The following is a 21,254-nucleotide window of genomic DNA, read 5'->3' as shown; positions in this document are numbered from 1 at the left end:
TTGAAGTCTAGGAAGGACGAGCATCGGAGCGGAGCGAATTTGACATTCGTGAGCACCGGAGCGCAGACCTGACACCGAATGCGAGGGTTTGTCTACACGCTGAAACTTCACACTCGTGAAGGTCTTCGTCTATTTCATATAATTCAGAACCCAGATCAACCCATTTTTCCGGTCCTGTACTTGTCCGTGAAGTGCGCCAAAGAAGGTATCCTGTAATTCGACCAGTACATCTCCATCAGCTTCCAGCGCTTCATAGACAGCCTTTAGTTCTTCTTCATTGTCAAACTGCATGATCAATCTGAGATTCTCTGGCTTTGGCGTGCGTCCAAATGTATCTGAAAAATGAAGCAGTGATTCCCCAAGATGCAATTCAGCATGCAGGACACGGTCTTGATGTTCATTTAAGATCTGAATATCCCCACCAAAAATCCCTTGATAATATTGAAGAGATTCTTTCACATCTTCTACAACAATATAAGGACTAACACTAATCATATCCCTCATCCTCCTCTTGTTCCGTCCATTATCTCTTTTATAGCTTATCCCAAATCGTATGAAAAAAGGCACAAATCGTCAACGGATTTGCACCTTTTTCTCATGAAGATTTCGCTAATTCACTATGTTTGTTTGAATACGCTGCGTACATGACGACACCGATTAACAGCCAAACCCCAAAGTAAAGCCATGTCCGGCCTGGTAAATTGAGCATAAGGAACAAGCAGCAGCCCATTGATATAATCGGCAAAACCGGCACAAAAGGAACCCTGAAGCCCCTCTCAAGCTGCTGATGTGTTTTTCTCAAAATAAGCACAGATAAACTGACCATGGCAAACGTTAATAACGCACCGATATTCGCTAAGTTGGACAGATCCTTCAAATCAATAAAGCCTGAAATAACAGCTGTCATTCCGCCAATCATCCATATGCTAGCAACAGGCGTATCGCTTTTGTTTGTTTTTGAAAACACTTTAGGCAAAAGTCCGTCTCGGCCCATCGCATAGGCAATTCGAGTTGCTGCATAATTATTGGCGAAAATCACAGCCATCAATCCAATGACCGCACCAACAGAAATAATACCAGCCACGCTATTTTGATGTACACTTTGCAGGACATATGACATAGCCTCTGTGACATTCAGCTGTGTATAGTGCACCATGCCTGTCATGACCAAACAAACGACAATGTAAATGATCGTACAAATAAGTAATGAACCTATGATCCCAATTGGCAGGTTCCGCTGCGGATTTTTCACCTCTTCTGCTGAAGCAGAAATTGCATCAAACCCTAAAAAGGCAAAAAATACAGCAGCAGCACCGGCAATGACACCTTCTGCGCCAAACGGCATAAACGGCTGCCAATTGGATGGCTGTACATAAAAGCCGCCTACTACAATGAAAAGAACAATAATACCGAGTTTCACAAACACCATGATATTATTAAATTTTTTACTTTCCTTCGTTCCTCTAGATAAGATCCACGCAATCAGTAGAGCAATGATAATCGCCGGCAGATTCATATATCCGCCTTGCTCCGGCCCCGCTAAGAATTGATGCGGAATCGAAATTCCAAATCCCTCAAGCAAGCTGTTGAAATAACTCGACCAGCCGCTGGCGACAGCTGAAGCAGTCAGCATATAAACAGACAATAAGGTCCAGCCCATCAAATGGCCTACAAGCTCGCCCATGGTCGTATATGAATAAATGTACGCACTGCCGAATACAGGAAGCGCTGAAGCCATTTCTGCATAACAAAGTGCTGCCAAACTGCACACAATGGCTGCAATCGCAAAGGAGAAAATAACAGCCGGTCCTGCATCCTTAGCCGCTGTTATACCAGTTAACACCATAACCCCTGTGCCAATCACTGCCCCTATACCAAGAAGCGTGAGATCTAGCCCGCCCAGTGTTTTCTTTACCTTTTGCTGTCTGCTCTGTTCCAACAAATCGTGAACGTGTTTCTTACGAAGAATATGTCGCAAACCCTTTCCCTCCAAAACGTTAGAAAAACAAAAAATCATTCAAATTTCATTATAGCAGAATAGGTACTAAGCATTCACAACCAATTCACGTAAATCTTTCTTCATAATTTTACCAAGCTTGTTTTTTGGCAGATCACTGATGAAATGAATGGATGGCACTTTGTAATCTGCCAAACGTTCCTGACAATAGTTCACCACATCTTCTTCGCAGAAATCGGCGGATTCGTCTTTTACGATATACGCACTTGGCACTTCACCATATAATTCGTCTGGCACCCCGATGACAGCTGATTCAATCACACCTGGTATTTGTTCAATGACTTCTTCTACTTGGTCAGGATAGATATTGTCTCCGCCGTATAAAATCACATCTTTGTATCTGCCTGTGATAAATAGAAAACCATCTTCATCTAGATAGCCTGCATCTCCCATATGGAACCAGCCATCTTTGAGTACCTTCGCAGTAGCGTCAGGCTGATGATAATAGCCTAAGAAATAAAATGGGCTTCTCATGACAACTTCGCCAATTTCTCCAGCTGGCAGTGTTTCCTCAGTCTCAGGATGAACGATTTTCACTTCTACATCTGGATCCACTTTACCAGCAGAGCCCATTTTATCCTCGCCCATCGCAGGATGCCACGCACTGACAACCCATGCTTCCGTGCTTCCGTAGCCATGCATCATCTGAATGCCTGCTTCTTTGTAGTCCTTAATCAAACGGACCGGCACCTTCGTACCGCCAGAAATCGCAATTTCAAACGATGAAAGGTCATACGAACCGCGCTTCATTTCTTCCAGCATGTACGTATAAGCTGATGGGAAAGCCATCATGAACGTTATTCTTTCTTTTTCGATCGTTTCTAAAATGCGCTTCGGCGTTGCATCATGTAAGAAAACAAGTGTATACCCTTCAATGGCTGCAGCGATCAGATGATTAATTGAACTCATATGATAGAGAGGGTGACTCGCCAAGTACCGTTTCCCTTTCAAGTCAAATCCTCGATTCCCGCGTCTTGTTAAAAATTGATAGATTCGTCCATGTCCGACCATACAGCCTTTTGGATTCCCCGTTGTCCCAGAGGTAAATAAGATCATCGCTAGATCCTCTTCTGATACCTCTTCCGCAAGATCACTGCCATCATTTGAAGCCAATATGTCTTCAAACAGCTGCGTTGTTTTCGCATTTACACCAGATTCCACCATGAGACAGTTGTCTAAAGACACATTCACCGCAGAAATAATCTCACGGAATTCTCGGTCAAAAAATAAAGCCTTTGGCTCTGCTTTTTTCAAAATACCCTCCAGCTCAAATGAAGTAAGCTGCCAGCTAAGCGGAACTGCGACTGCACCTGCTTTAATGGCTGCCAGCATAATCGTTGAAAAGTGATGATGGTTTTGACAAATAAAGCAAACGCGGTCACCTTTTCGAATTCCTTTTTGATTTAAGTAATGAGCAAGCTGGTCGATGCGTTTTGCATATTCTTCAAATGTATAAGACACCCCTCCGCCAGTTACCGCCTCAATTTGTGAAGAGCGTTCCATTCTGTCGTTTAGTAATGCCTGTAAAGTATTCAATATCTTCATCTCCAAACGTTTGATTTCCAATAGCCAATTTCCAGCGAATTGGGTTGGCAGATTTTATCTCATTCACATTCTAAAATAAAAACAGCTGAAAGTAAAATCATTTCATTTTGGAATTGTTCTTTATATTAATTGATAATATAGGTAATTTTATAGCCGTCTTCCATTTTGGTTTAAATCATGTTGATTATTATGATAAGATAGACCTAGTAATTGATCGGAAATGCGAATGCAATAGGAAAAGAGGTATGGAGAATGCAACATTTCGAGCTAGAGGCAAGTTTGTTAGACCATGCACTGACAAAGTATTTAAAGGCGACGAAACAAATAGATGAAGAAAATATTCCGAAAAACGTCACGAATGTTAAAGGGTTTATTTTACGTATCATCTACCGCCATCAATCATGTACTGTGAAAAATATTCTGCAGGAAGTTTCATTATCTCCCTCTGCAACAACAACCGCTCTCAATCACTTAGAAGACGAAGGGCTGATCATCCGCTCTCGAAATAATAATGACCGCCGTACTGTGTGGATTGAACTCTCTGAATCGGGTGAACAAATTGCTAAACAAATGATCGACAATCGCCAGCTGCTTGTGAATCAATTGTTCAACCACCTTTCAGAGGAAGATAAAAAAACATTTTTTGAATTAATCGAAAAAATGATGGACGAGCACACATTAAAGGCTTAGGAATACTCCTAAGCCTTCTTTTTTATGGCTTTAAAACGACCTTTATACAATCATCTTGTTTGTCATTGAAGATGTGGTACGCATGAGCTGCTTCATCTAATGGTAATTTGTGAGTGATAATGGCTCTAGGATCAATTTCACCGCTTGTCACTTTTTGATAGAGCTTTGACATGTATCCTCTCGCCGGGGCTTGGCCCATTTTCAGGGTGACGTTTCTTGCGAAAAAAGCGCCTAATGGAAACATGTTGTACAGGCCGCCGTACACACCCGTCATCTGCACTGTTCCACATTTGCGAACGGCTTTTGTGGCAATTTGAATGGGTCCAATCGTTCCGCCTTGGAGTTTGAGCTTTTGCTCAATTTTTTCAAGCGGCGACTTCTTCCCGTCCATTCCCACACAATCAATCACAACATCGGCCCCGCCCTTGGTAAGCTCCTTTAACGTTTCTCCCATGTCGGGATCTTCTGTAAAGTCAAAGACCTCAACGCCGCTCATTCGTTTTGCATGCCGCAGGCGGTAATCAATGTAATCGACGGCAATCACACGTTCTGCTCCTTTTTGCCAAGCAAATTGCTGCGCCATTAACCCAACAGGTCCGCAGCCTAGCACAATGACCGTATCGCCTTTTTTCACACCTGCGTGCTCTACACTCCAATAGGCGGTTGGCAGGACATCTGATAAGAACAGCAATTGTTCATCCTCCAGCTCACAATCCTCTGGAATCTTAAACGGTGTATAGTTGCCAAAAGGTACGCGTAAATACTCTGCCTGTCCTCCGGGGTAATTCCCATATTTCTCACTATAGCCAAAAAGTCCACCCGAATCGTAGTGCGGGTTTGAGTTGTCACATTGGCTTTCTAAGTGATGATCGCAATATTGGCATTTACCACATGCAACTGTAAATGGAATGACGACACGGTCTCCCTTTTTTACGGCTGTGACATCCGGGCCAACTTCCTCCACAATCCCCATTGGTTCATGCCCAATCACATAGCCGATTGGAAGGGGGAAATTCCCCTGATACAAATGTAAATCTGATCCACAAATTGCTGTTGATGTAATACGTATGATCACATCTTCCCGATCTTGAATCGACGGTGCATCTACTTTCTTCACTGCAATGCTATTTTTCCCTTGATAAGTAACAGCTCTCACATGGATTTCCTCCTTTAGCTCAAGTCATCTTTACATAGCTTCACCTTGAATGAATGGTTCATTCATCAAATGAGAAATTTATGTGGAGGAGGCAAAAAACAAAAAAAGCCTGTCGATTGTTTCGACAGACTCATGATGTCGTGTAACGCGTTACACACTTATTCCTTTTCGACAAAAAACAAATCATATTGAGTTGAAGTCTCCCGATTGAACATGAAATTCCCTTCTTGAATAAAATAGGGGCATATACTTGGGCTTGGAGATTCTTCAAACTGCTCATACACCTGCTCAATTTCTCCTGGAAGCAGCAAAACCAACATTTTATTTGAATGAGACACAAATTCATAAGAGTGGATCGTATCCGGCGGGATATAGGCAAAGTCACCCGGCATCAAGCAAATATCCTCTCCGTTCAAATGAAGGTTCATCTTCCCTTCAACACAATAGATTGCTTCTGTATGAACTTGATGATAATGCGGCGGGAAATATTTCTCCTTCGCTCCTTCAACCACAAAATGACTGAATCCGCCTCCTGTTGTTTCTACTGTTGCAATCAGCTCATGAATCTGACCATCAATGATGTATTGCTTCCCTTCACCAGCCTCTAATACATAAGGCTGTACCTCGTGAGGGAGCTGACTATGAAATAAAACGGAGGGCCTCGTTGTATTAGACAGTTCTCTGATTCCATGCATCAGGATGATATCGCTTTCTTTTTCAGCCTGCTGAAAACTGGCTGCATCGAAAGCATGATGAGTCATAGACCATTCATTCTGAAAAAGCCTTTTCCCAATTTGCTGATAGACATCTGTCATTTTTCCGCCCAGCGTATATGAAATAAATCTTGTTTTATGACTATGCATTCTGTAGCCATGAATCGTTTTGGGCGGGATATGAATATAATCAAAGGCTGTGACCATGTATTTTTTACCGTCCAGCATCACTTCAAGCTTTCCTTCCAGCACAAAAATGGTTTCAAATAAGTGCTCATGACAGTGCAGCGGGAAATATGCTCCTTTCCCACCTGTGATTAAGGCAAGCTCAAACAGCTGATTCGTTTGATTTGCTTCTGCCAGCATATGAACAAGCTGATTCTCCAGCCCATACAGCTTTCCGGAACCAGACACGGTATAAAAAGAGGTACCTTCGGATTGCTTCATCGATTGCGGTTGCTCCGACATCCCATCACTCCTCATGACAAATTGACTATCTATATTATATAGACCAATTGATATAATAGATAGACAATATGCGAGAGATTTTACTCTTCTCGCATAAATAAGTGTCTAAGGTAACTTTTTACGTGTTCTAAAGGGGTCGTTTGTTTGAGTGCAGTGGTCATCGATAAACCCCCGATGACCATTGAGTGAAGGAGAGAAGCCAGCTCATCCGCTTTGTTTTCTTCATACCCGCTGTTCATTAGCTTTTCTTTTACAAGCTCCTGCCAGCGGATCATTTCTTGTTTGCATGCAGCATGAAGCTGCGCGTTTTCAGGCTTGGACTCTGCCGCAAGCAAGACAATTGGAATCCCTCTTTCACTTTCTTTCTCCATAAATCCTCGAATGATCTTTGTCATAAAACGATCGATGGCGATATATGGGTCATCCGAATAGGCAAAGCCTTCTTCAATTTGATTGATGACCTTTTGACTAATGTATTCAACAGATGCAATGGCCAGCTCTTCTTTTCCATTTGGAAAGTAATAATAAAGAGAGCCTTTAGGTGTGCCGCTCTCTCTGATAATTTGATTCAATCCTGTCGCATGGTATCCCTGTTTACGTAAAAGAAGTGCTGCCGTTTGAATGATTTTATCCTTCGTACTCACGTGTGACACTCTTTTCCCTCCATAGACCAAAGTCGCTTATCATGCGTTATCGATTTAATTGACTAGTTCCTTTCCAAATCGAAGATGTCTCCATTTCTGCCGCAAGCCTGAGCAGCCAGTCCTCTTTTCCTTTAGGTGCTGTCACTTGTACCCCTAAAGGCAAGCCCGCGCTAGTCAGATGAACAGGAACACTCATTGATGGCTGACCTGTTAAGTTGGCAAGCTGTGTAAATGGGGTGTAGGTCAAGCTCTTAAGGAACATGTCATAAATAAGATCTTGCTGTGCTTGCATGGAAAGAGATGACACACGTAAAAGTGCGGCTGTTTCCTGATCTGAATGCATAAGCTCACCTACCTTTGGAGCTGAATAGGCAGTAGCTGGTGTCACATAGAGATCGTAGGTTTGATGAAATGACGCCATTTGTGCAGCAGCCCGATCCCACGCATCAAGACTTTCTGTATAAGCAGCAGCGGTCACATTCTTGCCAGCCTCCGCCAGCACCCATGCCACGATGTCCGTTTCCTCCGGCTTTACTGGACGCCCTAACGAACGAGCCAAGGAAGTGAATAACGCAGACATTTCTCCGCTGTTCATCACGTAATATTGCTGCATGAGATGAATCCCATCAATTTCCGGCTTGGCTTCTTCTACTTGATGGCCTTGCTCACTCAGCCATTTCACTGTTTGCTGAACCGCCTGCTTCGCCTCCTCACTGACCTTCGTACCAACTGGAGATTCTACGCTGTAAGCAATTCGCATAGAAGATGTACGTTTCACCAGATCCTCTTGGTAACTGCCATCGTATAATGGGGTTTGGAAAGCAGCTTCAGGCTGAATGACTTGAAGAAGATCAAGAAGGGCTGCACTGTCCCGCACTGTTTTTGTGAGTGTAAAGTCAATGGAAGCCCCTTGCCACTGCCTTCCTGCGCCTGGGCCTACCGGCGTTCTTCCCCGCGTAGGCTTAAGGCCGAACAAACCGGTAAAGGATGCTGGAATCCGGATGGAACCACCGCCATCACTTGCTCCGCCAGCAGGTACAATGCCGCTTGCAACAGCTGCTGCTGTCCCGCCGCTTGAGCCGCCCGGAGAATAGTCCGTATTCCAAGGATTTCTCGTTGGACCATGTAACGCAGGCTCCGTCACATTTCTTAAACCGAATTCCGGTGTATTTGTATGTCCGATCATGAGAAAACCAGCCTGCTTCAACCGATCAACAAAGTGCGAATCCGAATTTGCTTTTACATCCTTTAACAGCAAAGCTCCTGCTGTCAGCGGTTCATTTTTTATCCCTTGTGATATATTTTTCAGCACAAACGGAACGCCCGCAAATGGCTGATACTCATGTAACTCCTTGATGTCTTTTAAAACTTGTTCTTGTCTCGTCCGTATCACAGCGTTTAGTTCTGGATTGACCTCATTCAATCTATCAAATGCCGCCTGCATAAGCTCCTCGGGCGTTACCTGCTTATTTCGCACAAGTGCTGCCAAGCCAGTCGCATCATACGTCATATACTCTTTTACGTTCATCAGCATGTCCTTCTTTCTCTTATCATGATGTCTCTATTGTCTACTAGAATTCTATGAATTTCAATTTCAGGTTACTTGTAAAAATAACTTTCTGAACAAGACGACAATTCTACTATCCCATCCCTCTGCTTTCTCCGATATAATAGAGAAAAAAAGACCGAGGTCATCGGATGAGAGGAGCCACGCATTGAAAAAGAAATTACTTATCGTCATTGCGTTTCTTCTTGCGTTGACAACTGCTTTGCCCTTCCATTCGCAGGCAGCTGCACCGCCAAAAGAAACAGATGTCATCATCGTCTATAAAAATCAAAAAGGAAAACAAACAGCTATTGAGGAAAGTGAGAAAGTAAACGCACAGTACATACATCTTCCCGCTGTCGCTGTGACAGCAGATGAACAAGCGGTCACCTCACTCAAAAAAGACCCAAACATCGCTTACGTCTCAAAAAACGTAAAGGTCAAACTCGCGGCTTCTACTGTGAAGAAAACAGCCGCTGCTACTAATCAAGATGCATTGGTACAAAAATCTTACAATCTGCAAAAACTAAATATAAAGCAAGCAATAAAAGAAGGCGTCACTGGTAAAAATGTAAAAGTAGCCGTTTTAGATACTGGTATTTTCCCACACGAGGATTTAAAGGTATCCGGCGGTAAATCATTCGTGAACTACACATCCTCTTATAAAGATGATGAAGGACATGGCACACATGTCGCCGGCACGATTGGTGCGCTTAATAACGATTATGGAACAGTCGGCGTCGCTTCCGGTGTGAAGCTGTATGCTGTGAAAGTGTTAGATAAAAAGGGAGAAGGCGACCTGTATAGTCTGCTTCGAGGCATCGATTGGGCGATTACCAACAAGATGGACATTATTAATTTAAGTTTAGGCTTTGAAGACAATATCCCCATCTTGCGTTCAGCAGTAGATGAAGCCTATAAAAAGGGCCTGCTCGTGGTTGCTGCAAGCGGAAATGATGGGAAAAAGAATTATATTAGCTACCCTGCTGCTTACAATAGTGTCATTGCCGTTTCTGCAACAACTTCCAAAGATAAACTCGCGTCTATCTCGAATACAGGAAAAGGGATTGAATTTTCTGCCCCTGGCGAGAACGTTATCAGCACTTATTTAAAAAATGAATATTGGTATGCAACGGGGACATCACAAGCTGCACCGCATGTCACAGGAATGCTGGCCCTGTTAAAGCAGCTTCATCCGAAGAAAACAAATGCACAGCTTCGCACTTTATTGCGCAGCTATACAGTGGATCTTGGCGCAAAAGGGAAGGATCCGCAATTCGGCTATGGCCGCGTGCAATATGTGCCGCAATCCACCTTTTTAAAGGCTGCGGCCAGTGCTGTCAAAACAGCCGAAACATCTAAAAAGCAGGCAGATGTCAATCAAGCCAAAACGAGAATTGGCCGGCTCACTGCAAGCAAGCAAAAAACAGCACTCACAGAACGGGTGAAGAAAGTCCAAGCAGCCATTGATATCCGCTCGGCACGTGCAAAGGTCAAAACAGCCGAAAAAAACAAAACACAGGGCGCTATAAAAAGTGCTCAAACGGCCATCAAAAAACTAAATAAAGGCAAAGAAAAAACAAGCCTGCAAAACCGGCTCGACAAGGTCAAAAAACAAGTCGCTTATCAAAAGAAAGTGACGGACGCTAAACAAAAGGTCAAAAAAGCGGAAGCCAAACGAACAAAGAAAACAAAAGCAGCGGCTCAAAGCGCTGTCAAACAGCTAAAAGCCTCCAAAACAAAAACCAATTTACAAAAACGATTAAACCGTATTAAGGTTTAACAGAAAAAACGATTCCTTTCAGCGAGGAATCGTTTTTTTCTATTTCAACATTGGCTCAAACAAGCTGTGATGATATTTCCCTTCGGCATCTGCCCTCACTTGACCGAGAATGCTTTCTAACGAAGCCGTCACGCTCTCTAATGCCCGCCGTACTGTACCGTGTTCAAAATCCGCTAAACTCTCCGGCAATTCATCTTCATCCAGCACAAAGACATCACCATTCGGAAGAACGAGAAGATCAATAATGAGGTCTTCAAACATGACCAACTGCCCGTTGAACTGTGTATCTCCCACCATATTAAAATAAGATCCTAGTTCCTTCCCTTGATCATCTCTCCAGAAATATATGTTATAAGGACGATCCTTCCAATAATAAGCGGTCGTATAGCTCCCTTTTGGAATGGTCAAAAAACCAGCACCTGCCTTCATCGTAAATGGGTCTTCAATCTTGTGAAACAGTACAACCTGCTGCTCCTTTGTGTCTAACAGCTGACAGGTATGTTCCACAACTTTTTGATCGTATTTGATTTTTCTCTCGATGACTTTATCCCAACGATCCGCATGCAGCGAAAACAACATGTCACAACTCCCTCTAAACATCTCGTTTCTTTCCAGTATACACCGATTTTTTCTGAAGAAATAAAGGATCGCCTCATTTACTTATGGAAGACCTATGATGAGGTGAAATAAATGAACGGAATCACGATTCTTGAAAACTTTACACAAATTGGACAAATCATCCTCATGATTTGCGGCTATGTCCTTTATTGGCAGCTGGTGAAAACGAAGAAAGAACGAAAGCTGTCTCCTTACGAGCGCATGTTAAAATTCTTTGTCATGTTCGGTTTCATCTCGTGGGTGGTATCCTATTGGGCGCTGGCACTGTGGGCGTAAATTGAAAAAAGGAAGAGCTGTCCATGGAGGTAAGCTCTTCCTTGATTACACGTTATACTATGAACCTGCCGGCTGTTCTTTCTTGATCACATATTGATAGCTCTTGACATGTGTCCCATTTTGGTTCACAAATTCTTTATCAAGCGCACGCTCAAAGCCCATTCTTTCATATAGGCGAATGGAAGCCTGCATTTTATCAGATGTATGAAGATACAGGACATTTTCGCCCCATGATTGCGTCAGTTCAATACTTTTACGCAACAATGACTCAGCAATCCCTTTTCCCCTCACATCGGGATCTACTCCTAAAAACCGGACGATGGCTGATGTAATGCCCATTTCAGATTTGTCATACGCTTGCTCTGATGACCGGAACATTTGAAGCGTCCCCACGACCTTGCCGTCAAGCTCCGCCACAAGCATCAGCTCCATGTTCGGATTATCTACAGCTGCTGCAAGCGCGGCAGAATAATTTTGCCAGCCTTCCTCTGTAAATTGAGGCTCATACTGTGCATAGGATTTGATCAGCACGCGTGTGATGGCCTCATGATCTTCTTTGACTGCTTGACGAATGATTAGCTCTTGCTGCTTCATGTCAGCACCTCCTGCTCTCTATTAGTGGGTATACGCATCATGCAATCACTGCATGCGATCACCTTACTCTTTTCTCTACTCATTTAATGTAAAGAGTCTCATTCGAAAGATCAATCATTTTGCACGGAATCATCTTTGAAAATTTTTCATTGAAAAGGAACGCTTGATTCATTATGCTGTGTTGAGGAAGTATACGAGGAGTGTTGTCATCATATGAGTTCTTTATCTTATCCCCAAGAATCGAAAAAAAATCGATTTCTCCTTGCCGCATTGCTCGGATCTTTAACAGCCCTTGCTCCGCTGGCAATGGATATGTATTTACCTGCTTTGCCTCATATTGCTCGTGATTTTGAGGCGAGCACGGCGTTGTCCCAATTAAGTCTGATGGCTTGTCTTATTGGACTGGCGCTTGGCCAGCTGATTGCAGGTCCGATCAGCGATACCATTGGCAGAAGAAAGCCGCTGATGATTGGCTTGACCATCTTTATTGCGGCATCCCTTCTTTGTACAGTGGTCACATCGATTTGGACGTTCATTCTTCTTAGATTGATTCAAGGACTTGCTGGTTCTGCAGGCATTGTCATTGCACGAGCCATTGTCCGAGATCATTATGAAGGATCAGAAATGACGAAATTCTTTGCACTGCTGATGTTAGTCAACGGGGTTGCTCCGGCAGCAGCACCTATTGCGGGCGGACAGATTTTACGATTCACAACATGGCAGGGTGTATTTGTACTACTCGGAATTCTCGGGGCATTGATGCTGCTGAGATCGATTTTTTCACTGCAAGAAAGCTTACCCGCAGAGCGTAGACAGACCGGGGGCTTTCAACAGATTGCAGGCGCGATGAAAATTTTAGCCAGTGATCGTCTCTTTGTTGGATATGCTCTCTCACAAGGTCTTGTATTCGCAGCGATGTTCGCCTATATTTCTGGTTCACCGTTTGTGCTTCAGGAAATTTTCAACCTTTCTCCACAAGGATTTAGTGCAGCCTTTGCGGTAAATAGTCTTGGAATCATCACGGCTGGACAAGTATTTGCCCGAGTCGCTGCGAAAATCGGTGAAGAGAAAGTCCTTCGCATTGGATTGCTGACAGCTGCATTAGGCGGAGTCACTTTATTTTTGATGATCTCGATTGATGCAGGATTGTACGGCATTCTGATTCCGCTGTTTTTTGTTGTTTCAAGTGTTGGAATTGTCGGCACCTCTGCGCCGTCTCTTGCGATGCAGCATCACGGAGCGCATGCAGGAAGTGCAGCTGCACTGATCGGTGTTGCGCAAATGCTGCTAGGCGCTTGCATGACACCTCTTGTCGGACTAGCCGGAAGCCAAACAGCCTTTCCAATGGGTCTGATCATCATGCTTTGTGATCTAGGCGCACTTTGCTGTTATTTCTTCTTTGTGGCCCGAGCGAAAAAAAGACCCGCATAAGCGGGTTTTTTAGACTGTTGACAAAGGGCTAAAATGATCTTGATTTTAGCTCTTTGTCTTCTTTTCAGCGTGATAGAAAACCTTTGAAGTCTAGGAAGGACGAGCATCGGAGCGGAGCGAATTTGACATTCGTGAGCACCGGAGCGCAGAACTGACAAAGAATGCGAAACACCACATATCATATACGGATACTGAGTTTCTACTGGCAAATCAATAGCTAGCTCCCTAATTTAGGTCGCAATTTAAAATTGCGTCTGAAGAAAGAATATAGCGAGTTTTAATCTCCATTTTGCAGCTGTGAAGTTTAAAAGTCTCCTTTTACTTCTCTATAAAGAAATATCATGGTATTTATCGATACACCCTAACATGTCTAAGTACTTCATAAATATGTCTTTTTTTACAGCGCCCTTTTCTCTTTCCACAACTCTTCTGAATCATTACAAGTTATATTCCACATAATTTTTGTGATCTCTACACCTTTTACTAGTGATTTAGAATTATTCTCTTAAAAGCAAATACTATTATTAATGTCGATTGTACGGACAATAATTAGGCGTTATTACTCATTTTTGCAAAAATACCAAATAAGGAAGGTAAATGTAATATTTACATATAAATAGTTAAATGCAACAAAAATATTAAATAGGAGGCAATTTTTATGTCTAAGAAGAAAAAATCATTCTTGCAATTAATATTGATTTTTTCCCTGATTTGTTTTAGTTTTTCTTCAACTGCAGGGGTTTCTGCGAAAGAAGGTGATTCTTCAATTGTTCCAATCAAGGGAGATGCTGCCGCTGAAATGGTCAATATAGCGCTTGATACTATAGAGAACGGGGGAGTTAAAGCTATAGCACCTGTAGATACATACGGATTGAAAAAATCCAGTGTTTATAAAGTGGGTGGTGGAGTTACAGCTGTTACAGTTCCTATAAATGGAGATTATAGCCTTCCTAGTAATATCACTCTTTTCATTGATGAGGATCATACCGTCTTACAGGCAAATGAAATGTTGGTGACAAAGAATGATAAGGGTAATTTCAAGGTTGAGACTTATGTGGATGGTTCTCTTGTAAAGTCAGTTGATACTGAGCTATCTTATATGTCAGATGAAGAATTACTTGCAGAAAATCCTCCTGAAATTCAAACACAGGGCGTAAAAGCAAAAGCAGCTTGCATTGCATCAGTGCTTGGAATTGGTAGTGGTGCGGCTTATTTAATTGCGGTTGGTTGTGCTGGTTCATGTGCAGCTCCAACGCCGGTTACTGCTCCAATATGTGCAGCATGTATTGGCGCATATGCAGTTCTTGGAGCTGGTGGGATGGGTGCAGTAGTTGCTTGTTTCAAATTGTGAGTCTGAGGGTGTTTCTATGAATAAATTATTAGCGATGTCAATATTAGGATTAGGAATTAGTGGTGCGGCTTTAGTTCTCTCGGTCTCTTTGTTATTCAAAGACCCAAACGAAAACTTTGTGCTGATGTTTGCTGCTGGTTCAGCTGGCGCATTCACAGTTTTCACTGTCTCATCCCTAGTTCTTCGAAAACGTTTGAATCACTTAAGTGATAAAAAGTAAATCCTCTCTAAGGGATAAATATACCTTTATAAAAACAGCCAGTTGTCGAAAATCTTTCGATGACTGGCTGTTTAGTTTCAATTGAATTCAGGTATTGTACAGTGACCTGTATTTCAATAACATTTTTACAATAAAAAAAGACACCAGAGGGATCATTCAACGGTAACACATTATAATGTTAGTACTTGACCTTCTTTCACACTTCAAGTGATTAGTTTGTCGACCACTTCTTTCATTTTCGATTCTACTTCCTAAATACCATTTTTCTCGTTTAATTTAATAAAAACCCTTTTTCCCCATGAACTTGCATACATAAGGATAAGCCTTGGGTGTACCCGAAGAATATCTTTCATTACTAATCAAGTTATACTCGATTAGCATGTCAGTAATGATTTTTGGACTTTCTATTCCCTTTCCCATATAAGCCAGGATATTCTCCTTTTGGATTGTCGTTAGCTCACCAGTTTCAATGACTGAATCAAAGCTGAACAGATCTCGATCAAAATTAGTTTTATATTGATCATTCTCTTTGTACTGATGTTTCTGTTCCATTTCCAGTTTAATTTTTTTCATTTGCTTGTTGGAAAGAGATAAACCCAGTTTGACTTGTTTCTTCATATCTTCACTCATGCTTGGAACATAACCCAATTCATTCACCAAGGACCAAGTTAATTGTGTTCTTCTATTAGAAATTTCTTCAACCTCTTTTTGTATGGAAGCAAACTCTTTCTTAATTCGATTGACAACAGCTTTCTTCAATCCAATATGATCTTCAAAATGTTTTATTCCTAGCCTTTTGCTTTTACCAGTCTGGTTGTGTTTTACAATGTACTGATACCTTAATGGTCTTCCACATTCACACCGGGTATCTGAATTGACAAAACCATTGTCAATGTAATCAATGAGTACCCATCTGCCTATTAGTGATTCAAGATTTAAACTAGAGTTCCCTTCGAACTCTTCCCCAGCCTGCACACTGTTAAAGGCTAATAATCTCTTTTCTCTTTCGTAGCTCTTAAGATATAGTATCTGTTCACTATTCAATTCCTCACTCATCACTATTCCCCTCCTCTCATGACTGCCTATCTTGGAATTCACAAAGTGTTTTATTTTGATAAATTCGTCGTCAAATTCAACTATCCCTTCTTGGTATTTAATCCTAACACCAGCAATACTAAAGTAAGTAAACAAACAAAAAAAGACAGGTTATCTGCCTTCAGTCAAGGCAGAATAAAAAAGAGCTTATGCAAGCTCTTTTTTGTTGTCTTCATATTCTATAATTTCACTTTACAAGATCCATCATGAACACAGATTTGTTCACCTTAAATGTATTGGCAATCTTGCCAGGGTTTGTCTACACGCTGAGACCCGCATAAGCGGGTTTTTTCATTTATTATGGCTTGCTCCAATTGATGGTGCGGAACACGTTACTCTGGTCATTGTTGTGATATGCATCTAAATCAAAGCCTGATAGTCCAAAACCAATTGTCATGACAATTCCTCCGGCAACGGTGAAGATGATCCCCCATTTGATGCATTGCTTTTTTAAATCATTCAAGTTCATACTCTCACGACCTTCTTTTTAAACATTCCCATGAATGCCTTAGTGGTTTGAATAGTCATTTGCACAAATAGCTTTGTCAAGTACGCCGTGGCTATGCCGCTTAATAATCCGACACCTAATAGAAGAATACCAACACCAACCTGCGTCACCACCACATGCAAACCGTCCTGAAAAATAAATGGAGAACCAATGATGCTCCAAAAACCGCCGAGCAGACCAGTAATTGTCAACGCACCTGTCACGAGTGGAATGCACCAAATCACCATATACACAGAAAGAATCAGCAGGAAGACTGTTGCTAGAATACTGCCCCATAACGGAAAACCTAAAATGAGAATGGAGAGTCTTGTGGCTTTTTCTCCAAACGTCGGCACCTGAACGGTTTTGATTCCTTGTTCCTTCATAATTCCTTCAGCGATCATAGCAGGCTGCCCGACTTGATGAACCGCTTCCTGTTCACTGTAGCCATCTTCCTGATAATCCTCAATCATTTCATCGTAGTATTCGATAAACCGATCACTATCTTTGTCGCCTAGAAGATGCAGATGCTTCTTTAGGCTGCTCAAAAATTCTTTTTTATTCATTGCCCTGTCCTCCAGAAATAAAGTCGTAAATCGCCATCACCTGATCCCATTCCTCTAAAAACTGCGCCATATGCTCCCGCCCGCTTTCTGTCATGCGGTAGTATTTTCTTAATCGACTGTTATGTTCCTGGGAATAGGTCTCCACATAATTGTTTTGCTCTAAACGCTTTAAAATCGGATACAATGTCGATTCTGAAATCTCAATACAATGGGACATATCTTTAATGATTTGATAACCATAGGAATCGCCTTTCTTTAATACCGCCAGTACACAAAATTCCAGTAATCCTTTTTTTAATTGTGCATTCATGTTTACAACTCCTAACTCTTTATACTATACATTACATAGTATTGTGTGACAAGAGGTATAGAGAATAAAAAAAGACCCGTTTTAGGGTCTTTTAGCTCTTTGTCTACTTTTCATTTTTATATATTTACAAATCCTTCTCCGAACACATCGCGTACGTCATGGACAACAACGAATGCGTCTCGATCTATTTTCTTAATAATTTTCTTAAGGCGCATGAGCTCCTGCTTTTGAATGACCGCGTACAGAATTTCCTTCGATTCCTTTGAATAATGACCGCGTCCGTTTAAAATCGTTACGCCTCGGTCCAGGGTGTGATTGATTTCTTCCGCAATATCATCTTTGCATGAAGAAATAATCGTCACTGCCTTTTTCGTGTTAAGTCCTTCTATCACAAAGTCCATCACCTTTGTCGCCACGTACAGCATCACAATGGTAAACATTAATTTTTCCGCACCAATAATAAAATAGGAAGCAAATACAACGATCAGATCAAAGAACAAGATGGCATAGCTCACGTTCCAGTCTAAATACTTGTTGGCAATTCTTCCGAGAATGGCAGAACCCGCCGTTGTTCCACCGGCTCTGAGCACAAGACCAATCCCAATTCCGATGATAATTCCTGCAAAAATCGCTCCAATGATCAATTCGTGTACATTCACGACCCATGTTGTGGTCAGGTGTAAAAATAGGGAGTTACTTGCAACGGCAACCACCGTATAAATCGTGGTCTTTTTGTCCAAGTATTTATATCCCACAAGTAATAAGATCGCATTCAACACAAGGTTCGTCAGCCACGGTGCTATTTCAAACAAATAATAAAAAATGATGGACAGCCCCGTGACACCGCCTTCACCAAATTCAAGCGGAATGACAAACATGTTCACTGCTGCGGCAAATAAAAAAGAACCAACTAGAATCATCGCTATATCTTTTACACATTTTTTCAATTTCTTCTTTCCTCCTTTTTTAAGCATATAAAAAACCCTCTTTCTGCACGAAAGAAGACAGTCGTTGGACAACATAAAAATCAAAAGACGGCGTGCCTTTTGATGAAGCTTTCTGAAATCAATCTTTCCATAATATATATCTCTTTTTAGAGGCTGTCAATGACTTGGTTTTCTATTATTTTGACTGCATTTTTATGCATCAAAACCCGCATGTTTTCTGGGTTTTTCCGCCCTACGATGCTTTTTCCTCTCCTTGACAAAAACACTTTAGTCATTTAAACTACTGCCTCATATCATATCCATCATTTCCGATCTAAAAAGGAGGCTGTTTGATTCCATGAATCCTATTCAAAGCCGTTTACAGGCTCACGCACCTTTGATTTTAGACGGTGCATTAGCAACAGAGCTTGAACGAAAGGGCTGTAACTTAAACGATCGTTTATGGTCAGCCAAAATACTTATTGAACAGCCACAATTGATTCAGCAAGTACACTTGGACTACTTCCAAGCAGGTGCTGACTGCGCAACAACCGCCAGCTACCAAACAACGATTGAAGGCTTTGCTGAAAAAGGCTATACAAAAGAAGAAGCGATTGAACTCATGAAATGCTCTGTCACTTTAGCGAAAGAGGCACGCGATCTTTTTTGGCAGGATGAAGCGCGTCGTGAAGGACGGACAAAACCATTTGTCGCTGGATCTGTGGGGCCATTCGGCGCTTATTTGTCTGATGGTTCAGAATATAAAGGAAATTACGGACTCTCAGAGCAGGCTCTCATTGATTTTCACAGACCAAGAATTCAGGCATTAGTAGAAGCGGGTGCAGATATTCTTGCCTGCGAAACGATTCCTTGTCTGATTGAAGCAACTGCCATTGCAAAGCTGCTGCAAGATGAATTCAGCGGGACATCTGCTTGGATTACATTCAGTGCAAAGGATGGCCTGCACATTAGTGAAGGTGATTCCATACGAGATTGTGTACAGGCGCTTGAGCCTTATGAACAAATCGCTGCTGTCGGCGTGAACTGTACGCCGCCGCAATTTATTACTTCTCTCATTCAAGAAATGAAAAAGGGAACGAGCAAACCGATTGTGGTTTATCCAAACTCAGGTGAAATATATGATCCTGAAGAAAAGGTATGGAGCGGAGATACGTCACATCTTACTTTTGGGGAATGTGCACATCAATGGTACAAAGACGGCGCGCATATCATCGGCGGCTGCTGCCGGACGACCCCAGAAGATATCAATGACATCTTAAAACGAACCACATCATAGCACCATGAATCATCACACATACTTTTAAGCAAAAGGGCGGGAAGACATGGAACAAGCAAAAGATCAGTCACAACAATATCAACGAAAAATGACGAGCCGGCACCTGTTCATGCTTTCTCTAGGCGGTGTCATTGGAACAGGGCTCTTTTTAAGCTCGGGGTATACCATCAATCAGGCCGGACCTGCGGGGACCATTCTTGCCTATCTTGTCGGGGCGTTAATTGTCTACCTCGTGATGCTTTGTTTAGGCGAGCTGTCTGTCGCAATGCCGGTCACAGGGGCTTTTCATACGTATGCAACAAAATACATTGGACCTGGTACAGGCTATACGGTCGCTTGGCTATACTGGCTGACATGGACAGTGGCACTCGGTTCGGAATTTACAGCGGCAGGACTATTAATGCAGCGCTGGTTTCCAGACACTTCGGTTTGGATGTGGAGTGGCGTTTTTGCTCTTCTCATCTTTTTACTGAATGCATTTACAGTCAAGTTTTTTGCAGAATCAGAGTTTTGGTTTTCCAGTATTAAAGTGATGGCTATTATTCTCTTTATTATTCTTGGCGGAGCTGCAATGTTTGGTTTGATCCCATTAAAGGGCGGTGAGGCCGCTCCGTTCTTTTCTAATTTCACTGGGGAAGGCGGACTTTTCCCAAACGGCTTTTTACCGATCTTAATGACGATGCTTGCTGTCAATTTTGCTTTTTCAGGTACAGAGTTGATTGGGATTGCTGCGGGTGAAAGCGTCAATCCTGACGAGACCATTCCAAGAGCAATTCGCACAACCGTCCTGCGTCTCGTCCTGTTTTTCGTTGGAACGATCGTTGTGTTGGCTGGCTTGATTCCAGTAGAAGAAGCCGGGGTGATCAAAAGCCCATTTGTCGTGGTATTTGATCGTATCGGGATTCCTTATGCCGCAGATTTCATGAATTTTGTCATCCTGACCGCGATCTTATCTGCCGCAAACTCAGGATTATACGCATCATCTCGTATGCTTTGGTCGCTTTCTGAGGAACGGACACTTCCTAAAAAACTGGCGAAGCTGACGTCAAAAGGCATTCCTTTGAATGCACTCATTTTAAGTATGATCGGTGGTATTCTTTCTTTGCTATCGAGCGTGATCGCACCAGAAACGGTATACCTTGTCCTAGTGTCAATCTCTGGACTGGCCGTTGTGGTTGTATGGATGGGGATTGCTGCCTCACAGTTTATGTTTCGGAAAAGATTTTTACAGGAAGGCGGACAGCTTCATGATTTATCCTTTCGAACACCGCTCTATCCAGTAGTTCCGATTGCAGCCTTCCTCCTATGTCTTGCATCTGTCATTGGCATTGCCTTTGATCCAAATCAGCGGATTGCCCTCATCTGCGGCATTCCTTTCATTGCGCTCTGCTATGCTGCCTATTACGTGACAGCTTGGATTCAGAAAAAACGAGAAAAACCTGGTGTATAAGCATCAGGTTTTTTCATTGACAAAAAAGGATATCGCTAGTAAAAGAAGCACACTTTGGTATATGATAGGAA

At 42.4% G+C, this 21,254-nt stretch carries 22 protein-coding genes; 8 read left to right on the top strand and 14 right to left on the bottom strand.

Annotation, left to right across the window (positions count from 1 at the left end; translation table 11 throughout):
- Positions 1–129: 129 nt before the first annotated feature.
- The 3 genes from ASE42_RS00200 to ASE42_RS00190 all read right to left on the bottom strand — a co-directional run bounded on the left by ASE42_RS00200 (position 130) and on the right by ASE42_RS00190 (position 3,553).
- Positions 130–495: a VOC family protein gene (locus ASE42_RS00200; RefSeq protein WP_025092526.1), complete on the bottom strand. Its 366-nt coding sequence runs from the start codon at positions 493–495 to the stop codon at positions 130–132.
- Positions 496–595: 100 nt separating this feature from the next.
- A complete protein-coding gene (locus ASE42_RS00195) occupies positions 596–1,978 on the bottom strand; it encodes an amino acid permease (protein WP_024424380.1) in 1,383 nt (460 codons plus the stop codon).
- Between the two features lie 66 nt (positions 1,979–2,044).
- The gene (locus ASE42_RS00190) at positions 2,045–3,553 is read right to left on the bottom strand and encodes a class I adenylate-forming enzyme family protein (protein WP_056764962.1); all 1,509 of its coding nucleotides are present in this window, start codon (positions 3,551–3,553) and stop codon (positions 2,045–2,047) included.
- Between the two features lie 261 nt (positions 3,554–3,814).
- On the opposite strand from ASE42_RS00190, the gene ASE42_RS00185 reads away from it, so the two are divergent.
- A complete protein-coding gene (locus ASE42_RS00185; RefSeq protein ID WP_012008812.1) occupies positions 3,815–4,252 on the top strand; it encodes a MarR family winged helix-turn-helix transcriptional regulator in 438 nt (145 codons plus the stop codon).
- Positions 4,253–4,274: 22 nt separating this feature from the next.
- Here ASE42_RS00185 and ASE42_RS00180 read toward each other — a convergent pair whose 3' ends face one another.
- From ASE42_RS00180 to ASE42_RS00165, 4 genes are all read right to left on the bottom strand, one after another.
- Positions 4,275–5,408 carry a zinc-dependent alcohol dehydrogenase gene (locus ASE42_RS00180; protein ID WP_024424382.1) on the bottom strand — a complete coding sequence of 378 codons (1,134 nt, stop codon included), beginning with the start codon at positions 5,406–5,408 and terminating at the stop codon, positions 4,275–4,277.
- Positions 5,409–5,566: 158 nt separating this feature from the next.
- Positions 5,567–6,589: a quercetin 2,3-dioxygenase gene (locus tag ASE42_RS00175; protein ID WP_056764959.1), complete on the bottom strand. Its 1,023-nt coding sequence runs from the start codon at positions 6,587–6,589 to the stop codon at positions 5,567–5,569.
- An 80-nt stretch (positions 6,590–6,669) separates the two neighbouring features.
- Complete coding sequence (locus tag ASE42_RS00170) at positions 6,670–7,242, bottom strand: TetR/AcrR family transcriptional regulator (RefSeq protein WP_024424384.1); 573 nt, start codon at positions 7,240–7,242, stop codon at positions 6,670–6,672.
- 37 nt (positions 7,243–7,279) lie between these two features.
- Complete coding sequence (locus ASE42_RS00165; RefSeq protein ID WP_024427425.1) at positions 7,280–8,761, bottom strand: amidase; 1,482 nt, start codon at positions 8,759–8,761, stop codon at positions 7,280–7,282.
- 187 nt (positions 8,762–8,948) lie between these two features.
- Here ASE42_RS00165 and ASE42_RS00160 point away from each other — a divergent pair, with 187 nt between their 5' ends.
- The gene (locus ASE42_RS00160; RefSeq protein ID WP_056764956.1) at positions 8,949–10,562 is read left to right on the top strand and encodes a S8 family peptidase; all 1,614 of its coding nucleotides are present in this window, start codon (positions 8,949–8,951) and stop codon (positions 10,560–10,562) included.
- A gap of 39 nt (positions 10,563–10,601) precedes the next feature.
- On the opposite strand, the gene ASE42_RS00155 is transcribed toward ASE42_RS00160, so the two are convergent.
- The gene (locus ASE42_RS00155; RefSeq protein WP_171463906.1) at positions 10,602–11,141 is read right to left on the bottom strand and encodes a DUF402 domain-containing protein; all 540 of its coding nucleotides are present in this window, start codon (positions 11,139–11,141) and stop codon (positions 10,602–10,604) included.
- 111 nt (positions 11,142–11,252) lie between these two features.
- Here ASE42_RS00155 and ASE42_RS00150 point away from each other — a divergent pair, with 111 nt between their 5' ends.
- Complete coding sequence (locus tag ASE42_RS00150; RefSeq protein ID WP_044333490.1) at positions 11,253–11,456, top strand: hypothetical protein; 204 nt, start codon at positions 11,253–11,255, stop codon at positions 11,454–11,456.
- 57 nt (positions 11,457–11,513) lie between these two features.
- Here ASE42_RS00150 and ASE42_RS00145 read toward each other — a convergent pair whose 3' ends face one another.
- A complete protein-coding gene (locus tag ASE42_RS00145) occupies positions 11,514–12,050 on the bottom strand; it encodes a GNAT family N-acetyltransferase (RefSeq protein WP_056764953.1) in 537 nt (178 codons plus the stop codon).
- Between the two features lie 213 nt (positions 12,051–12,263).
- Between ASE42_RS00145 and ASE42_RS00140 the strand changes: the two genes are divergently transcribed.
- From ASE42_RS00140 to ASE42_RS00130, 3 genes are all read left to right on the top strand, one after another.
- Complete coding sequence (locus ASE42_RS00140) at positions 12,264–13,481, top strand: multidrug effflux MFS transporter (RefSeq protein ID WP_056764950.1); 1,218 nt, start codon at positions 12,264–12,266, stop codon at positions 13,479–13,481.
- 658 nt (positions 13,482–14,139) lie between these two features.
- A complete protein-coding gene (locus tag ASE42_RS19000; protein WP_197172481.1) occupies positions 14,140–14,832 on the top strand; it encodes a hypothetical protein in 693 nt (230 codons plus the stop codon).
- A 16-nt stretch (positions 14,833–14,848) separates the two neighbouring features.
- Positions 14,849–15,052, top strand: a complete 204-nt coding sequence (locus ASE42_RS00130) for a hypothetical protein (protein WP_034283153.1) — start codon at positions 14,849–14,851, stop codon at positions 15,050–15,052.
- A 276-nt stretch (positions 15,053–15,328) separates the two neighbouring features.
- Here ASE42_RS00130 and ASE42_RS00125 read toward each other — a convergent pair whose 3' ends face one another.
- The 5 genes from ASE42_RS00125 to ASE42_RS00110 form a co-directional block, all read right to left on the bottom strand.
- Positions 15,329–16,108, bottom strand: coding sequence for a hypothetical protein (locus ASE42_RS00125; protein ID WP_056764947.1), 780 nt, complete (start codon positions 16,106–16,108; stop codon positions 15,329–15,331).
- Between the two features lie 337 nt (positions 16,109–16,445).
- The gene (locus ASE42_RS18995) at positions 16,446–16,616 is read right to left on the bottom strand and encodes a hypothetical protein (protein WP_162860208.1); all 171 of its coding nucleotides are present in this window, start codon (positions 16,614–16,616) and stop codon (positions 16,446–16,448) included.
- Complete coding sequence (locus ASE42_RS00120) at positions 16,613–17,200, bottom strand: DUF1700 domain-containing protein (protein WP_056764944.1); 588 nt, start codon at positions 17,198–17,200, stop codon at positions 16,613–16,615. Before ASE42_RS00120 ends, ASE42_RS18995 begins: the two co-directional genes overlap by 4 nt.
- The gene (locus ASE42_RS00115; protein ID WP_024424392.1) at positions 17,193–17,510 is read right to left on the bottom strand and encodes a PadR family transcriptional regulator; all 318 of its coding nucleotides are present in this window, start codon (positions 17,508–17,510) and stop codon (positions 17,193–17,195) included. Before ASE42_RS00115 ends, ASE42_RS00120 begins: the two co-directional genes overlap by 8 nt.
- Before the next feature lie 116 nt (positions 17,511–17,626).
- Positions 17,627–18,457 (bottom strand): YitT family protein, encoded by an 831-nt coding sequence (locus ASE42_RS00110; RefSeq protein ID WP_024424393.1) that lies wholly within the window; start codon positions 18,455–18,457, stop codon positions 17,627–17,629.
- A 337-nt stretch (positions 18,458–18,794) separates the two neighbouring features.
- Here ASE42_RS00110 and mmuM point away from each other — a divergent pair, with 337 nt between their 5' ends.
- Both mmuM and mmuP read left to right on the top strand, forming a co-directional pair.
- Positions 18,795–19,733: a homocysteine S-methyltransferase gene (gene mmuM, locus ASE42_RS00105; RefSeq protein ID WP_056764942.1), complete on the top strand. Its 939-nt coding sequence runs from the start codon at positions 18,795–18,797 to the stop codon at positions 19,731–19,733.
- Positions 19,734–19,779: 46 nt separating this feature from the next.
- Positions 19,780–21,183, top strand: coding sequence for an S-methylmethionine permease (gene mmuP / locus ASE42_RS00100; RefSeq protein ID WP_024427433.1), 1,404 nt, complete (start codon positions 19,780–19,782; stop codon positions 21,181–21,183).
- Positions 21,184–21,254: the final 71 nt, after the last annotated feature.

The organism is Bacillus sp. Root920 (genome assembly GCF_001429445.1).
Classification (GTDB): domain Bacteria; phylum Bacillota; class Bacilli; order Bacillales; family Bacillaceae; genus Bacillus; species Bacillus safensis.
Note: the sequence above shows the minus strand (reverse complement) of the source record. Positions and strands in the feature narration are given on the sequence as shown.

Bases quoted from the DNA above. Each gene is read 5' to 3' on its own strand.
- ASE42_RS00200 (WP_025092526.1), bottom strand. From the start codon at position 495: ATGATTAGTGTTAGTCCTTATATTGTTGTAGAAGATGTGAAAGAATCT.
- ASE42_RS00185 (WP_012008812.1), top strand. From the start codon at position 3,815: ATGCAACATTTCGAGCTAGAGGCAAGTTTGTTAGACCATGCACTGACA.
- ASE42_RS00175 (WP_056764959.1), bottom strand. From the start codon at position 6,589: ATGTCGGAGCAACCGCAATCGATGAAGCAATCCGAAGGTACCTCTTTT.
- ASE42_RS00165 (WP_024427425.1), bottom strand. From the start codon at position 8,761: ATGAACGTAAAAGAGTATATGACGTATGATGCGACTGGCTTGGCAGCA.
- ASE42_RS00155 (WP_171463906.1), bottom strand. From the start codon at position 11,141: ATGTTGTTTTCGCTGCATGCGGATCGTTGGGATAAAGTCATCGAGAGA.
- ASE42_RS00150 (WP_044333490.1), top strand. From the start codon at position 11,253: ATGAACGGAATCACGATTCTTGAAAACTTTACACAAATTGGACAAATC.
- ASE42_RS00145 (WP_056764953.1), bottom strand. From the start codon at position 12,050: ATGAAGCAGCAAGAGCTAATCATTCGTCAAGCAGTCAAAGAAGATCAT.
- ASE42_RS00140 (WP_056764950.1), top strand. From the start codon at position 12,264: ATGAGTTCTTTATCTTATCCCCAAGAATCGAAAAAAAATCGATTTCTC.
- ASE42_RS19000 (WP_197172481.1), top strand. From the start codon at position 14,140: ATGTCTAAGAAGAAAAAATCATTCTTGCAATTAATATTGATTTTTTCC.
- ASE42_RS00130 (WP_034283153.1), top strand. From the start codon at position 14,849: ATGAATAAATTATTAGCGATGTCAATATTAGGATTAGGAATTAGTGGT.
- ASE42_RS00125 (WP_056764947.1), bottom strand. From the start codon at position 16,108: ATGAGTGAGGAATTGAATAGTGAACAGATACTATATCTTAAGAGCTAC.
- ASE42_RS18995 (WP_162860208.1), bottom strand. From the start codon at position 16,616: ATGAACTTGAATGATTTAAAAAAGCAATGCATCAAATGGGGGATCATC.
- ASE42_RS00120 (WP_056764944.1), bottom strand. From the start codon at position 17,200: ATGAATAAAAAAGAATTTTTGAGCAGCCTAAAGAAGCATCTGCATCTT.
- ASE42_RS00115 (WP_024424392.1), bottom strand. From the start codon at position 17,510: ATGAATGCACAATTAAAAAAAGGATTACTGGAATTTTGTGTACTGGCG.
- mmuM (WP_056764942.1), top strand. From the start codon at position 18,795: ATGAATCCTATTCAAAGCCGTTTACAGGCTCACGCACCTTTGATTTTA.
- mmuP (WP_024427433.1), top strand. From the start codon at position 19,780: ATGGAACAAGCAAAAGATCAGTCACAACAATATCAACGAAAAATGACG.